Here is a 16,208-nt window from a genome sequence, read left to right as displayed (position 1 = left end):
AAATATAATTAAATCAAATATTTTAACATCTAAAATTAAATTTAATTAATTCTTTTTATAAATTTGATAAAATTACAAATCAAATTATGAAAAAACAACTAATTGAATGTGTTCCTAATATAAGTGAGGGAAGAGATATTAACAAAATTAATACCATTGCAAATGTAGTAAAAACAGTTGAAGGTGTAAAACTTTTAGATGTAGATCCTGGTAAGGCAACTAACAGAACCGTTATCACTTTTGTGGGTGAACCAAAAAACGTTATTGAAGCCGCTTTTCGCTTAATTAAAAAAGCAGCAGAATTAATTGATATGAGCAAACAAACAGGCGAACACCCAAGATTTGGAGCAACAGATGTATGCCCGCTAGTACCAATTGCAAATATTTCTATGGATGAAACTGCAAAATACGCACATCAATTAGGAAAAAGAGTGGGTGAAGAATTAGGAATTTCTGGTTACTTCTATGAAAATGCTGCTACTTCTGATGAAAGAAAAAACCTTGCAACTGTGCGTTCAGGAGAATATGAAGGTTTAAAAGAAAAGCTATCGAAACCAGAATGGAAACCAGATTTTGGTCCATCTGCATTTAACCAAAAAACAATTTCTGCTGGAGTAACCGCAATTTCTGCACGCGATTTTTTAATCGCATACAATGTAAACTTAAACTCAACATCTACAAGAAGAGCAAACGCCATTGCTTTTGATATTCGTGAAAACGGACGTGTAAAATTAGTTGATGGTAAAAAAGTATTAGATAAAAATGGAGTTCCAGAAAGAATTCTAGGAAAATTAAAAGCTGTAAAAGGAATTGGCTGGTTTATTGATGAATACGGAATTGCACAAATTTCTTACAACTTAACCAACATTACTATTACTTCTATGCACGAAGCATTTTATGAAACCGATTTAGCTGCAACAAAACGTGGTTTACGAGTTACAGGTTCTGAGTTGGTGGGTTTGGTTTCGCTACAAGCAATGTTAGATGCGGCAGATTTTTACTTAATAAAACAACAACGTTCCTTAGGAATTAGCGAAAGCGAGAAAATAAAAATTGCCATAAAATCTTTAGGTTTAGACGATTTAAAACCATTCAATCCACAAGAAAGAATCATTGAATATGTAATGAATTCTGACGCGGATAAAAAATTAATAGACTTTACCGTTAGCGATTTTGCCGAAGAAACAGCATCAGAATCTATGGCGCCTGGTGGCGGAAGCATCTCTGCTTACGTGGGTGCTTTAGGCGTTTCTCTCGGAACAATGGTGGCGAATCTTTCTGCTCATAAAGCAGGATGGGACCATAAATGGGAATACTTTTCTGAGTGGGCTCAAAAAGGACAAAAATACAAAAACGAACTCTTGTTTCTAGTGGATGAAGACACCAACGCTTTTAACAAAATTATAGACGGATTTAGAATGCCAAAAACAAATCCTGAAGAAATTGAAATCAGAAAACAAGCCATAGAAAATGCCACAAAATATGCAACAGAAATTCCTTTTAAAGTAATGGAAACCGCCTACAATTCTATTGAAGTGATGCTAGAAATGATGAAAAACGGATTGCAAAATTCGCTTTCTGATAGTGGTGTTGGTGTGTTGTGTGCCAAAACTGCTGTTACTGGCGCCTATTTTAATGTTCGCATTAATGCAAAAGATATTAAAGACAGAGATTTTGCAAAAAATATTTTAGCAAAAGCAGAAGACATTTATCAAAAAACAATTGTTTTAGAAAATGAAATGATGCAAATTATCAACACTAAAATTTAATTTTATTGGGGCATTTCTTTACTCCACTAAAAAAAGTGGAGTAAAGTCGGGCTTTATGTTTCAATCTTTTTGTTCATTCTTCACAAAAAGGATTTCCTAGTCAAATGCGTAGCATTCACGATTTCAAAAGAAATATTAAAGTATAAGTAATCCCTAATGCAACCTATTTACTATGGGTATAGAAAACTTTGAAATTATCGCTTATCAACCAGAGCTTGCATCGCATTTTTACGATTTAAATGTAGCCTGGTTAGAAAAGTATTTCTATGTAGAACCTTATGATAAAAAAGTTTTAAGCAATCCAAAAAAATATGTAATAGATTCTGGTGGATTTATCTTTTTCGCAAAATATAACAATGAAATAGTTGGTGTGGTATCGCTCATCAACCAAAAAACTTTTTTTGAATTGAGTAAAATGGCAGTTTCACCTAAATATCAAGGTCTAAAAATTGGTTTAAAATTAATGAATTTCTGTATAGAGTTTGCTAAAAAACAACACTGGAAAAGCATCACTTTATATTCGCACAGAAAACTAGTTCCTGCAATAAATCTATATAAAAAAATAGGCTTTAAAGAAATTCCTTTAGAAGAAAATTCGCATTACAAGCGTTCAGATATTAAAATGCTTTTAAAACTGTAAAAAAGTAAATGGTTTTTAATAAAAGATTCAGAAAACAAGTTCAGAACTAAAGAAAACTTTGAATAGCCAATTCATATCCTTTTAATCCAAAACCAAACAAAACACCTTTTGCATTGGGTGCAATAAAACTTTGATGTCTAAATTCTTCGCGAGCGTGTACGTTAGAAATGTGCAATTCTACAACAGGAGTTTCAATTCCTTTTACTGCATCTGCAATTCCCACAGAAGTATGTGTGTAAGCAGCTGCATTTAAAATAATACCATCATAATTAAACCCAACTTCATGCAATTTATCTATAATTTCTCCTTCAATATTCGATTGAAAATAAGATAATGCTACATTTTTAAACTTTTTTTGAAGTTCTTTAAAAAAATCTTCGAAAGTTTTAGAACCGTAAATTTCTGGTTCTCTTTTACCTAACAAATTTAGGTTGGGTCCGTTAATAATTATTAGTTTCATTATTATAATTTAAAAGGTAAATATTATCTTTTTTTTTCATATTTTTATACTATAATTTAAAAATTTAAACAATTATGAAAAAAATTTTAGTATTAGGAATGTTATTTTTTGCATTCAATGTTACAAACGCACAGTCAAATGTTATTAAAGCAAACCCGCTAGGTCTGGCGTTTGGAATAGCTAATGCTGGCTATGAATTTACAACAAGTGATTCTCAAACTGCAACTGTTTCAGGTATTTATTTTAATGTTGCTGATATCACCGGAATAGGTGTTGGAGCTGAATATAGATTTTACTTTGATGGTGAAGCCATTAGAGGATGGCATGCAGGACCAAGTTTAGGTTATTTTTCTTTAGAAGACAATGCTAAAATTTCTGCTTCTGTTTTTAGCATTGGAGGAGAAGTTGGTCATCAATGGATTTTTGGAGAGCATTTTGCTCTAGATGTATTTGCTGGCTTAGGATTTAATACTGGTGGTGATAAATTAGCAGGCTTAAACTCTACAACAGCTTCTTTAGGCGTATCTATTGGTTATGCTTGGTAAAAATAAATAAAACTATATTGAAAGCCATCCTTTTTAGGATGGCTTTTTTATTTATTAACTTTACACAATGAAATGGCAAAATGCAATTAAAGATTTTCAACTTTATCTAAAAATAGAAAGAGGTTTATCTAAAAACACAATTGATAATTACTCTAGAGATTTAAAAAAACTAACTTTATTTCTTGAAAAAAATAAAATTAATCTTACGCCTATTTTAATTGATGATAGCACTATTCAACAATTTATTTATGATCTTGCTAAAAAAGTAAATACTAGAAGTCAGGCTAGAATTATATCGGGTTTACGCAGTTTTTTTGATTATTTAGTTTTTGAAGATTACAGGCAAACCAATCCTACAGATTTAATTGAAACCCCAAAAATTGGAAGAAAATTGCCAGATACTTTATCTGAAGATGAAATAAATGAATTAATTTCTGCTATTGATTTAAGTCATCCGCAAGGAGAAAGAAATAGAACTATTATTGAAACTTTGTATAGTTGCGGTTTGCGTGTCAGCGAACTCATCAATTTAAAAATTTCTGATTTATTTTTTGACGAAGGTTTTATAAGAGTATTTGGCAAGGGAAATAAGCAACGTTTTGTGCCCATTCATTACACTGCACAAAAATATATTTTGTTTTACATAAAAGATATTAGAAGCCATTTAGAACCTAAAAAAGGCTTTGAAGATATCATTTTTTTAAACAGACGAGGTAAAAGTTTATCAAGGCAAATGATTTTTATGATTTTAAAAGATTTAGCCATCAAAATTAATTTGAAAAAGAAAATAAGTCCACATACTTTACGACATTCCTTTGCAACTCATTTACTTGAAAACAAAGCAGACTTAAGAGCAATTCAGCAAATTCTTGGTCACGAAAGCATTACTACCACAGAAGTTTATGTTCATCTTGATAAAAGTTATTTAAAAGAAGTTGTAGAAACTTACCATCCCAGACGCCCCCTTTAATTCCCCCAAAGGGGGAAAACTCATACACTGTAAACAATAAAAATCTTACTTTGTGAAGAATAAGATTAGCCTTTATTTAGCCACATTTACTGCTCTAGTTTCTCTAATTACAGTTACTTTAACTTGCCCAGGATAGGTCATATCATTTTGTATTTTTTGAGAAATACCAAATGATAATTCTGCAGCTTTAGCATCATTAACTTTTGTACTTTCTACCATAACACGCAATTCACGTCCTGCTTGTATAGCATACGCTTTTTGAACTCCTGTAAAACCAAACGCAATATTTTCTAAATCTTTTAAACGCTGAATATATGAATCTAAAACTTGACGTCTTGCTCCTGGTCTTGCGCCAGAAATAGCATCGCAAACTTGAACAATTGGAGAAATTAAACTCTTCATTTCTATTTCATCATGATGTGCTCCAATAGCATTACAGACCTCTGGTTTTTCGCCATACTTTTCTGCCCATTGCATTCCCAACAATGCGTGCGGAAGTTCGCTTTCTGTATCTGGTACTTTACCTATATCATGTAGTAACCCAGCTCTTTTGGCCATCTTTGCGTTAATTCCCATTTCGGCAGCCATAATACCACAAAGATTAGAAACTTCGCGAGAGTGTTGTAATAAATTCTGACCATAAGAAGAACGGTATTTCATTCTACCTACAGTTTTAATTAACTCTGGATGTAATCCATGAATACCTAAATCTATAACAGTTCTTTTACCAACTTCTATAATTTCTTGAGTAATTTGTTTTTCTGTCTTTTTAACAACTTCCTCAATTCTGGCTGGGTGAATTCTACCATCAGTTACCAATTTATGCATAGATAAACGTGCAATTTCTCTACGAACAGGATCAAAACAAGAAAGAATAATTGCTTCTGGAGTATCATCAACAATAATTTCTACACCAGTAGCTGCTTCTAAAGCTCTAATATTACGTCCTTCTCTACCAATAATTCGCCCTTTAACATCATCAGATTCTAAGTTAAAAACAGATACACAATTTTCTACAGCTTGTTCTACTCCTACTCTTTGAATGGTTCCTAAAATAACTTTTCTAGCTTCTTGCTCAGCTGTTAATTTAGCTTCTTCTATTGAAGTTTGCACAAAAGCCATTGCTTCGGTTTTAGCTTCATCTTTTAAAGATGCAACTAGCTCTTTTTTAGCTTCATCTGCAGATAAACCAGAAATTTGCTCTAACATATCTACATGACGTTTATGCATTTTTTCTAGCTCAGTTTCTTTTTTATCTAAAAAATCTAACTTGTTATTAAAATCGTTTTCTTTTTGTTCTAAAGATTTGTTTAAACGCTTGTTTTTATCAACCTCAGAAGCAACTTGAGATTCTCTGTCTCTAATACGTTTTTCTACATCAGACATCTTTTTTTCTCTACCAAGAATTACTTTTTCATGCTCTGCTTTTAGCTCAATAAACTTTTCTTTAGCTTGTAGTATTTTATCTTTTTTTATAGACTCTGCATCAATTTTTGCTTCTTTTAAAATTGTAGCAGCTTCTTTTCTTGTACCATTTAATATTTTTTTTCCTTTTGATTTTTCCATCGCTTTTACGATAAGAAATCCAATGGCTATCCCTATTAAAACTCCCACAACAATGGGAAGTATCATTTCATCCATAATTTAATTTTATTGTATAAAAAAAGCCTACATTAGTGTGGTTTTTAAACTCCATTATGGTATTTATAGGACTAACTAACTGTTCAAGGATTCACTTGTAACTGAATAAATTCAGCAACTATGGCTTGCTTTAGAAGTTAAGACTCATCCTTCATAATTGAATCGTGTTGAGTTTAATAAACAAATTACTAACGTAGGCAGTGTGTTGTTAATGTATATTTTAAAGAACTTATTCTAAATGAGAATTAACCAAATGAGTTAATTCTTTTATTTTTTGTACTACTTCTCTACTTGTAGAATCTTTTTCGATTGACGCTATTTCTACTTTAGAAGCAAATTGTAATGCACACATTGCTAAAACATCTTGTTTATCGCTAACTGCGTAATTTTGCTCGTACATAGAAATTAATTTGTTAATAGCATTTGCAGCTTTTCTCATACCTTCTTCTTCTTTAGTGTTATTTACACTTAAAGGATATGTTCTGCCTGCTATTACAACGTTAATCTTTAGTTTATCCACAATTTAAAGAACTTTATTCTTGTAACTGAACGATACATTTATCGATTTCTCGAATTAAAGCATTTATTTTGAGTTTCGTATCTTTTGTATTTGTACTACTGCCATCTATAGTTTTTGCAATTTTTAACAAATCGTATTGTTTTTTTTGTGCTGCAAATAATTGCTCTCTTTCTAGTAATTGATTTCGTAATTCGGTTGTACTCTGAAGCAATATTTCATTTTCATTCTTTAAAAACTCATAATTTGCAAGTAAGCTTTGTAGCTTATCTTCCAGTAAATGAATTGCTTCTATTGTATTACTCATCTAACTTTTAAGAATAAAACTATATCTACAAAGTTAACATTCTGTTTTAATTATTACAACATTTTATCACTTTTTTACTAATTTATTGAAATATAAGAGTTTACACAAAAAATGATTTTTACTATTTTTACATAAAATAATTGCATTTTGAAACAAGCTTTTTTAATTATTATAATTTTATCAACTTTTGGTGGCATTTCTCAAGAAAACTACCCAAAAAACTATTTTAGAAATCCTTTAGACATTCCTGTTATTTTAGCGGGTACTTTTGGTGAACTAAGATCTAATCATTTTCATTCTGGAATAGATATAAAAACGCAAGGTAAAGAAGGACTTAAAATTTATGCAGCTGCAGATGGCTATGTTTCTAGAATAAAAGTAGCTCAGTTTGGTTTTGGAAAAGCAATTTATATAACTCACCCTAATGGATATACCACTGTGTATGCGCACTTGCAAAGATATACAGATAAAATTGAAAAATATGTAAAATCGATTCAGTATAAAAAAGAGAATTATCAAACAGGAAATTTGTTTTTTAAAGAAGATAAATTCCCTGTAAAAAAAGGAGATGTTATTGCTTTTTCTGGTGATACAGGCAGTTCTGGTGGACCTCATTTACATTATGAAATTAGAAATACCAAAACCGAAAATATTTTTAATCCTTTACTATTTGGACTAAAACCTGCAGATAGTAAACCACCTGTTTTTCAGTCTTTAAAAATTTATCCGTTAGAAAATTCATCAAGAATAAATAATCAGAATAAAAGTTTTATTTTACCTCTTAAAAGTATTGAAAAAGGAAAATATAAAGTTGATAGAATAGCTGCTTCTGGTACAATTGGTTTTGGTGTAAGTGTTTTTGATCGTTTAAATCTTGCACCTAACAAAAACGGAATTTACAGTTTAGAAATGTTGGTAAATGGCAAACGATTTTATTATCATACAGTAGAAAGTTTTTCTTTTGCAGAGAGTAAATTTATTAATTTACATATTGATTACCAGCAATATAAAAAATACAAAAGACGATATCAAAAAACATATAAAGAAACTGCAAATAAGCTTTCTATTTATAAAAATTTAATTAATAATGGTAAAGTAAACATAAAAAAAGGCTTAAGTTACGCTGTAAAAATTATTGCAAAAGATTACAAAGGAAATGTGAGTTCTATTAAAATTCCTATTGTTGGTAAAGAAAGTAACGCTATTTTTTCTAATCCAAAAGACACAACCGATTTTAAAATTATTGCCAAAAAGTTTAATAAATTTCAACAGAAAAATGTAACCATCGCTTTTCCGAAAAATACTTTTTACAATGATGTTTTTTTAGATTTTAAAGTTGATAAAGAGGTTGCTAAAATACATACCCCTACAATTCCGTTAGACAAAAGGTTTACGCTAACTTTTAACGTTTCTAAATATTCTGAAACCGAAAAACAACAATTATATATTGCTAATTTAGAATATCCTAAATATCCAAGATATCAATTTACAAGAAAAAAAAATAGCACTTTTTACACAACCACTAAAACTTTAGGCAACTACAAATTACTATCTGACAAACAAAAACCTAAAATAAAACTATTATATTTTAAAGACAAACAATGGGTTTCTAAATTAAAAACTCTAAAAGTTAAAATTTCTGATGTGGGCTCTGGCATTAAAAACTGGCGAGCAACTATTGATGGAAAATGGATTTTAATGGAGTATAATCATAAAAAAAAGATATTAACTTATAATTTTAGTGATAAAAAATTGGTTGATAGCAAACATATCTTTAAAATTGTAGTCTCGGACAATGTAGGAAATACGAATACACTTTCTGCAACGTTCTTTAAAAAACAAGTAAACTAATTTTACGTGAAAAAAATCTTCCTATTTTTATTTTTCTTACCTCTTTTTGCTTTTGCTCAAAAAATGACAATCTTAAAAGGGACTGTTAAAAATAAGGATAAACAGCCTATAGAAAAGGTTTCTATAAAATATAATAATACTGGAACTACAACCGATAAAAACGGAAATTATATTTTAAGAGCACCTTTTAAACAAGAAATTGTTTTAATTTTTAGCCATATTTCTTATAGAACTTTTACAAAAAAATTAACTGCAAAAAGCAGAAATACGGTTCGCTTTTCTCCTATTCTTACTTTAAAAACAGAAGAATTAGATGAAATTGTTATAAAAGATAGTAGAAAAGAAGCGCAAGGTTTAAAAAACATCAACATAAAAACGGTAAAAAATATTATTGGTCCTAATGCGGGTGTAGAAAATACCTTAATGACTTTGCCTGGCGTTAATAACAATAATGAACTTAGCACACAATACAATGTGAGAGGTGGTAATTTTGATGAAAATTTAGTATATGTAAACGGCATTGAAATTTACAGACCCTTTTTAATTAGATCTGGACAACAAGAAGGTTTGAGTTTTATCAACTCAAATATGGTTAGAAATATTAATTTTTCTGCAGGTGGTTTTCAGGCAAAATATGGAGATAAACTTTCTTCAGTTTTAGATATTACTTATAGAAAACCAAAAGAAGTTGCTACAACTATAGAAGCAAGTCTTTTAGGTGGTGGCATTACTTTTGAAGCACCTATTGATAAAAAACTAACCTCCATCAGTAGCTTTAGATATAGAGACAACAGCTTATTTGTGAATAGCAAGCAAATAGAAACCAATTTTAGACCTCGCTTTATAGATTTTCAAACTTTTTTAGAATATGATGTTTCAGATTATTTGCGTTTTAAGTTTTTAGGAAATTTCTCTCTAAATAATTACAACTACAAACCTCTTTCTAGAAGAACACGTTTTGGTACTGTTGCAAATCCTTTAGAGTTAATTGTTTTTTATAACGGACAAGAACAAGACAATTATTTAACTTCATTTGGAGCTTTGTCTGCAGAATATGAAGTTAATGATTTTTTTACCCTTACAGGTACCGTTTCTAGATATAACACACAAGAAGAAGAATATTTTGATATTGCTGCTTCTTACAATTTAGGTGAAGTAGATTCTAATATCGGTTCTGAAAATTTTGGTGAAGTAAAATTTTCACAAGGAATTGGCTCACAACTAAATCACGCCAGAAATGATTTAGATGCGCTCATTACAAATGCTCAAATTAAAGGAACTCATATAGTTGATAGACAACAATGGGATTTTGGTGTAAAATTACAAAAAGAAGATATTAGAGATCGAATTAGAGAATGGGAACTCATAGATTCTTTAGGTTTTTCTATTAGACCACCAAGTCATGAAATTAAAAATAACCAACCTTACGAGCCTTTTACAGGTCCTATAAAACCTTTTCAAAATATTAGAGAAGACAATAATGTACAAATTAATAGAATCTCTGGATATGCTCAGTTTGGAGAAAAATTATACTGGAATAGCAATGAAGCTTGGTATAATTTTGGGATAAGAGCACAATATTGGAGTGTTACTGGAAATGGTATATCAAGTAAAAGTCAGACTATTATCAGTCCTAGAATGCAGTTTGCCATCAAACCAAATTGGCGCAATGATATGTTATTTAGAGCCTCTGCAGGTTGGTATTCTCAACCTCCTTCTTATAGAGAGTTAAGAGATTTTAAGGGTAAATTAAATATTGATGTAAAAGCGCAGAAATCTATCCATTTAGTGGTTGGTATGGATTATAGTTTTGATATGTGGAACAGACCATTTAAACTAACTGCAGAAGCTTATTATAAAGATTTAATCAATGTAAATGCTTATACAGTAGATAATGTAAGAATAAGATATAGAGCAGATAATAATGCAACTGCTTATGCACAAGGTATAGATGTGCGTTTAAATGGAGAATTTGTTCCTGGAAGTGATAGTTGGGTAAGTTTAGGTTATTTAAAAACAGAAGAAAATATTGATTATAGAGGCGATATTTCTAGACCTTCTGACCAACGTATAAAATTTGGAATTCTTTTTCAAGATTATGTACCTAATTTACCAGATTTAAAAGCTTATTTGAATTTAGTATATAATTCTGGTGTACCAGGAGGTTCTCCTGCATATGCAGATGTGTATCAATTTCAAGGACGATTAAGAGATTATAAACGTGCAGATATTGGTGTTTCTTATGTTTTTACGGATGCTAATAAACAATATAAAACGGGTTGGTTATCTAAATTTAAAGAATTAAGTGCGGGCTTAGAACTCTTTAATATGTTTGATATTCGAAACTCAATTACAAACACCTGGGTAAGAGATGTTTATTCTAAAACACAATTTGGTATCCCAAATTTTATGACGGGTAGAGTTTTAAACTTTAAATTAGCGATGAAATTTTAAAAAAACGAGCTGATTTTCATCAACTCGCTTTTTAAAATTCAAAAATTACTTTTTCTTTTTAGTTTTTAATCAGTTTTGTATTTATAGCACCTTTATTTGTTGTAACTTTTATAAAGTAGATTCCTGTAGATAAATCATCAATATTTATAAAATTATTTTTTGATATTAATAATTGCTTGCCTACCAAATTATAGATTTTTACATTTTTAAATTCCAATTTATTGGATAATGAAACTTGAATATTAGAAGTTGCTGGGTTTGGGTAAATTGAAATATTTTCTTTTAAAAATTCTTTATCAACAGATAAAAAACTTGCACAAGATGTGTTATAACTAGCTATAGCATCTTTTGACCATCCTGCGCTGCTATTTGCAGCAGTTACATCATCAACCTGAATACAAGTTAAATTAGCATTGCCAGTTGCATTAAATAATGTAATGGCAGAATTGTTTCCGTTATTAATATTTAAAGAAGTAAGTTTATTGTTGCTTACATTTAATTCTGTGAGTGTTGTAACATTTGTAATATCTATTTTTTCTATTAGATTGTTAGAAACATCTAATTTTTTTAAAGAAGTTGAAGCTCTTGCCAAAGTTCTTTTTTTACCAGAAATTCTAGAAGATACTATAACTGTATTTGCTTTTAATAAGCTACTTATATCTGTAATTATATTACCAGAAACATTAATACTGCTTGCATTTACAAAAGCTTCTAAACCAGTTACGGATGTTATATTTTTACCACTCAAATCTAAATTTCCTGTAAAACTTTGTGCTTCTTCGTAAGTAACAACTCCATCTCCGTCTTTATCTATTGTTGAATTAGCTACAATTGCAGATTCTAAATTGCTGTCTTGAGTATATACTTCCCATTCTGAAGAACAGTCTGTATTATAGCTTGCTGTTGCATCTTTTTTTGTCCAATTTGTATTTGCATAAGCAACATCATCAACAGCAATACATTTTAAAGAACTGTTATTAGAAATATCAAATTCTGTTATAGATGTATTACTCCCGTTTTTTAGATAAGCTCTAATTAAACCATTATCTGCTAAAGTTAATTTTGTAAGATTAGGATTGTTGCTAATATCAATATTTTCCATATTATTATGGCTTGCCAAAAATTCTTCTAACAGCACATTTTTAGATAAATCTATTCCTGTTAATACATTTTCTTGCACCCATAACCTCTTTAATTTAGTGTTGTTACTGATATCAATTTGTTTTATATCACAATCAAAAATATCTAACCTTTCTAATAATGGATTTTTAGAGACATCTAAAGTAGTAATTGCGTTCTCTCCTACTCTTAAATCTGTTAGCTTTGTATTTTTTGTAATATCTAAAGACGTTAATTTACTGTTTGACAAATACAACCTTTCAAGATTTGGCAATAAGCTAACATCTATTGATGTTAAATTTGTTTTCCAAAAATGTACTCTCCAGAGTTTGGTATTGTTTGATAAATCTACAGTTGTTAAATTAAAATTCCAATCAAAATTAATTTGTTCTAATAATGTGTTTTTTGATAAATCTATTGAAGTTAATTGGTTTTGATTAGCCCAAAGACGTGTTAATTTGGTATTAGAACTAACATCTAAACTCGTTATTTTATTACCAAATAAATAGAATTGTTCTAAGTTTATTAACGGACTTACATCGATATTTGTAATTTGGTTATTACCAACGCTTAACAAAGTTAATTCGGTATTTTTAGATACATCTAAACTTGTTAAACTATTTCCTTCAATATTTAACCATTTTAGTTTGGTATTTTTAGATAAATCTACACTTGTTAAATTGTTGTTTTTAATATTTAGACCTGTAATGTTTATAAAAGCTTCAATTCCTGTTAAATCTGTTATTCCTAAACTTTCTCCTTTATCAATATCTTGATTTACAGCTTCTGCTTCTGATACTTGAATTTCACTATCTCCATTAGAGTTTATTATTGAATCTGCTAATAATGCTGCTTTCATTTTTGCATCTGGAATATTAACAATTGGAGTAGAATTACAAGTAGTATTAAATGTTGATGTAGCGTCTTTATTAGTCCAATTTGTTAATGAATAAGCTGCGTCGTCAACTTGAATACAAGAAACTTTAGGATTATTTTGTAGTTCAATTACAGTAATGAATGTATTTTTTCCGTTCTTTAAATTTACAGTTGCTAAATTGGCATTATCGCGTGCATATAATTTTGTTATTGCCGGATTTAAAGAAATATCTAAAGACGAAATTGCTGTATTAAAAATACTTAAGTTAGAAATTGCTGGATTTTGAGTAATATTTAAACTCGTTAAATTGGTATTATCTGCCAACCATAATTGTTCTAAAGCAATATTCTTTGTTACATCTATACTTGTAATTAAGTTATCAGGAATTTGCAGCTTAACCAATTTTGTATTTTTACTAATGTCTAAATTTGTTAATTTATTTGTACGCATATACAATTGCTCTAAATCTAAATTATTAGTAATATTTATAGAAGTTATTTGATTATTAATTGCCCATAATTTTTTTAGTTTTGTGTTTAATGATACATCTAAAGCTGTAAAATTACTATCGCTAACACCTAATTCTTCTAAATTAGGCAGGCTACTTACATCTATACTACCAAGATTATTTTCCCATAAATACAAACCTTTTAAAGCATTTGCACCTGTAATATTTAATGATGATAGCTTACCTTCTTGTTTGTTTAAATCTAGTTTTTCGAGTAAACTATTTTTACTAGCATCAAAAGAAGTCAATTTATTTTCTGAAGCAAAAATCAATTTTAATTTTATATTTTTAGTTACATCTAAAGTTGATAATTTATTTTTACCAATATATAAAGTTTGTAAAAGCATATTTTGACTTAGATTTACTGAAGACAACTCATTATCATAAATATCTAAATAGGTTAAATTAATCATAGCTTCAATTCCTTTTAAATTCTGAATCTTAGCATTTACATTTGGTAAAGCAGAATTGTTTATTGGATTTTCTAATTTTAATTGCGTAATTGCTTCAGCTTCCGATTGTAGAATATTACCATTCAAACCATTTTTATCAAAGCCTAAATCTATTAAAGCTTGCTCAAAATTTGAGTCTGAAATTGTAATTGTAGTTGCGCTACAATCTGTGTTGTAATTAGCAATAGTATCTTTTTTCCATTTTCCATTTGTAACATTATTATTTGCAGCTGTAGAATCATCAACTTTAATACAAAACAAGTTAGGGTTATTTGTAGCCTGAAACTCTGTTAGTAAAGAATTTGCTCCGTTTTTTATATTTACATTGGTTAGATTACATCCGTTTATGTGAACCGTTTTTAAATTAACGTTGCTAGAAAAGTCAATACTTTTCATACTTCCTGTTAAATTAGAACCATAATAAGTTTTTAAGTTAACATTGTTAGATACATCTAAACTATTTAGTGGATTTCCTTCTGTAGTTAAAGTTTCTAAACCAGATAAGTGGCTAACATCTAAACTAGAAATATTATTATTTCTTAAAAACAATAATTGCAATGCAGGGTTGTTAGAAATATCTAAAGTACTCACATTTGCATCACTTAAATACAAATGTGTTAAAGCAATATTTTTTGTAATATCTATAGATGAAATACTTGTACCATCTACACCTAATTGAACTAAAGCTGTATTTGCAGACACATCAACCGAATTAATTTTTTTACTTTTTCCTACATATAAATGTGTTAATAGTGGGTTCTTAGAAACATCTATTGATGATAAATCGTTACCTTCTATTGATAAATAAGTAAGTTTAGGAAGTGCAGAAACATTAATGCTAGTAATTTTAAAACCATCTTCTTGATTCCAAAAGCCAACTTTTTCTAAATTTACATTGTTAGACAGGTTGATAGAAGTTATTTTATTCTCTCCTGCATAAACTCTTGTTAATGCTGTGTTTGTAGATAAATCTAAAGACGTTAATTTATTTTTATGCGCATATAATCTATCTAAAACTAGTTTATTGTTTACATTTAATGATGTTAATTGATTATCATAAGCATACAACCAATTTAAATTAGAGTTTTGCGACACATCTAAACTTGTTAATTTATTAACATGCACAAATAAATCTTTTAAATTAGTTAACATACTTACATCAATAGTTGTAATTTGATTACGCATTACTCCTAACCTTTCTAATAATGTATTTTTTGAAACATCTATACTTACTAGTTGATTATCATTTACAAAAAGTTCTTTTAAAGCAGTATTTTTAGAAACATCAATAGTAGTTAAAGCATTTTTACCAGCTTCTAATTTGGTTAAATTAACCATAGCTTCTAAACCTGTTAAGTTTGATATAGCTGTTGTTACATTAGGAAATTTTGTAGCATCATTGGCAACATTTGCAATAGACAATTCTGTCATGGCTTCAGCTTCCGATTGTAAAATGTTACCGTTTAATCCATTAGTATCAAAGCCTAAATCTATTAAAGCTTGTTCAAAGTTTGAGTCGGAAATTGTTACAGTTTGTGAGTGCAAACAAAATCCAATAAAGAATAATAATAAAAGTAGTTTTGTTTTCATTTTATGTTTTTCTTTTAAATTAATATAAGGTTAAAAGTAAAAGTTATAATGCTTCTATTTGTACCTATAAATAGGTAATTTTAATGCGGTTTTATAAATTTATACCATTTGTTGTTTGAATTTATTGAAAAAAAAATGATGATTTTTTTCTTTATACAAAGAAGAAAATTAAAGCATAGCCTAAGTTACGGTTTCATTTTATTCTGAAATAGAAAGGAAAAAAGGGTGTTTTATTTCGGTAAATTCAAATTGTAAATGGTATTACTACCTTTAAAAATAGTTGTATCCACCAAAAAATTATTGAGAAAAATTTTAGAAAACCTAATTGATTTTTGCAAAAAGCTCATAAAACCTTAACAATTATAGAAAAAAGAAGCAATAGAAAAAGAGCTTTCTAAAACATTAAATATTTCTGAAAGCTCATTAAAAACTCATAAAAGAGAGTTATTTGAAATTACAAACACTCAAAATACACCAGATTTAATAAAGTTTGGCATCAAAAAAGGAT

At 29.0% G+C, this 16,208-nt stretch carries 11 protein-coding genes; 6 read left to right on the top strand and 5 right to left on the bottom strand.

Going from position 1 to position 16,208, the window contains the following annotated elements:
- The first annotated feature begins 86 nt into the window (after positions 1–86).
- Both ftcD and ACY2RX_RS00440 read left to right on the top strand, forming a co-directional pair.
- Positions 87–1,769, top strand: coding sequence for a glutamate formimidoyltransferase (gene ftcD / locus ACY2RX_RS00445; protein WP_490101982.1), 1,683 nt, complete (start codon positions 87–89; stop codon positions 1,767–1,769).
- 172 nt (positions 1,770–1,941) lie between these two features.
- On the top strand, positions 1,942–2,409 hold the full coding sequence (locus ACY2RX_RS00440) for a GNAT family N-acetyltransferase (RefSeq protein ID WP_490101981.1): 468 nt from the start codon (positions 1,942–1,944) through the stop codon (positions 2,407–2,409).
- A 46-nt stretch (positions 2,410–2,455) separates the two neighbouring features.
- Here the strand turns inward: ACY2RX_RS00440 and aroQ are convergent, their stop codons facing one another.
- Entirely contained in the window at positions 2,456–2,869 is a 414-nt protein-coding gene (gene aroQ / locus ACY2RX_RS00435; protein ID WP_490101980.1) for a type II 3-dehydroquinate dehydratase, read from the bottom strand.
- A gap of 74 nt (positions 2,870–2,943) precedes the next feature.
- Here aroQ and ACY2RX_RS00430 point away from each other — a divergent pair, with 74 nt between their 5' ends.
- Complete coding sequence (locus tag ACY2RX_RS00430; RefSeq protein WP_490101979.1) at positions 2,944–3,414, top strand: DUF3575 domain-containing protein; 471 nt, start codon at positions 2,944–2,946, stop codon at positions 3,412–3,414.
- A 67-nt stretch (positions 3,415–3,481) separates the two neighbouring features.
- Positions 3,482–4,384: a site-specific tyrosine recombinase XerD gene (gene xerD / locus ACY2RX_RS00425; protein WP_490101978.1), complete on the top strand. Its 903-nt coding sequence runs from the start codon at positions 3,482–3,484 to the stop codon at positions 4,382–4,384.
- A 72-nt stretch (positions 4,385–4,456) separates the two neighbouring features.
- Here xerD and rny read toward each other — a convergent pair whose 3' ends face one another.
- From rny to ACY2RX_RS00410, 3 genes are all read right to left on the bottom strand, one after another.
- The gene (rny, locus tag ACY2RX_RS00420) at positions 4,457–6,025 is read right to left on the bottom strand and encodes a ribonuclease Y (RefSeq protein WP_490101977.1); all 1,569 of its coding nucleotides are present in this window, start codon (positions 6,023–6,025) and stop codon (positions 4,457–4,459) included.
- Positions 6,026–6,254: 229 nt separating this feature from the next.
- Positions 6,255–6,545, bottom strand: coding sequence for a cell division protein ZapA (locus ACY2RX_RS00415; protein ID WP_490101976.1), 291 nt, complete (start codon positions 6,543–6,545; stop codon positions 6,255–6,257).
- 13 nt (positions 6,546–6,558) lie between these two features.
- The gene (locus ACY2RX_RS00410) at positions 6,559–6,849 is read right to left on the bottom strand and encodes a hypothetical protein (RefSeq protein WP_490101975.1); all 291 of its coding nucleotides are present in this window, start codon (positions 6,847–6,849) and stop codon (positions 6,559–6,561) included.
- Between the two features lie 147 nt (positions 6,850–6,996).
- Between ACY2RX_RS00410 and ACY2RX_RS00405 the strand changes: the two genes are divergently transcribed.
- Entirely contained in the window at positions 6,997–8,700 is a 1,704-nt protein-coding gene (locus ACY2RX_RS00405; protein ID WP_490101974.1) for a M23 family metallopeptidase, read from the top strand.
- 63 nt (positions 8,701–8,763) lie between these two features.
- The gene (locus ACY2RX_RS00400; protein WP_490101973.1) at positions 8,764–11,154 is read left to right on the top strand and encodes a TonB-dependent receptor; all 2,391 of its coding nucleotides are present in this window, start codon (positions 8,764–8,766) and stop codon (positions 11,152–11,154) included.
- 58 nt (positions 11,155–11,212) lie between these two features.
- On the opposite strand, the gene ACY2RX_RS00395 is transcribed toward ACY2RX_RS00400, so the two are convergent.
- Positions 11,213–15,700, bottom strand: a complete 4,488-nt coding sequence (locus ACY2RX_RS00395) for a T9SS type A sorting domain-containing protein (RefSeq protein ID WP_490101972.1) — start codon at positions 15,698–15,700, stop codon at positions 11,213–11,215.
- Positions 15,701–16,208 lie beyond the last annotated feature (508 nt).

This window comes from Polaribacter sp. 2405UD43-2, from assembly GCF_058147125.1.
This window is presented reverse-complemented; position numbering and strand designations above follow the sequence as displayed.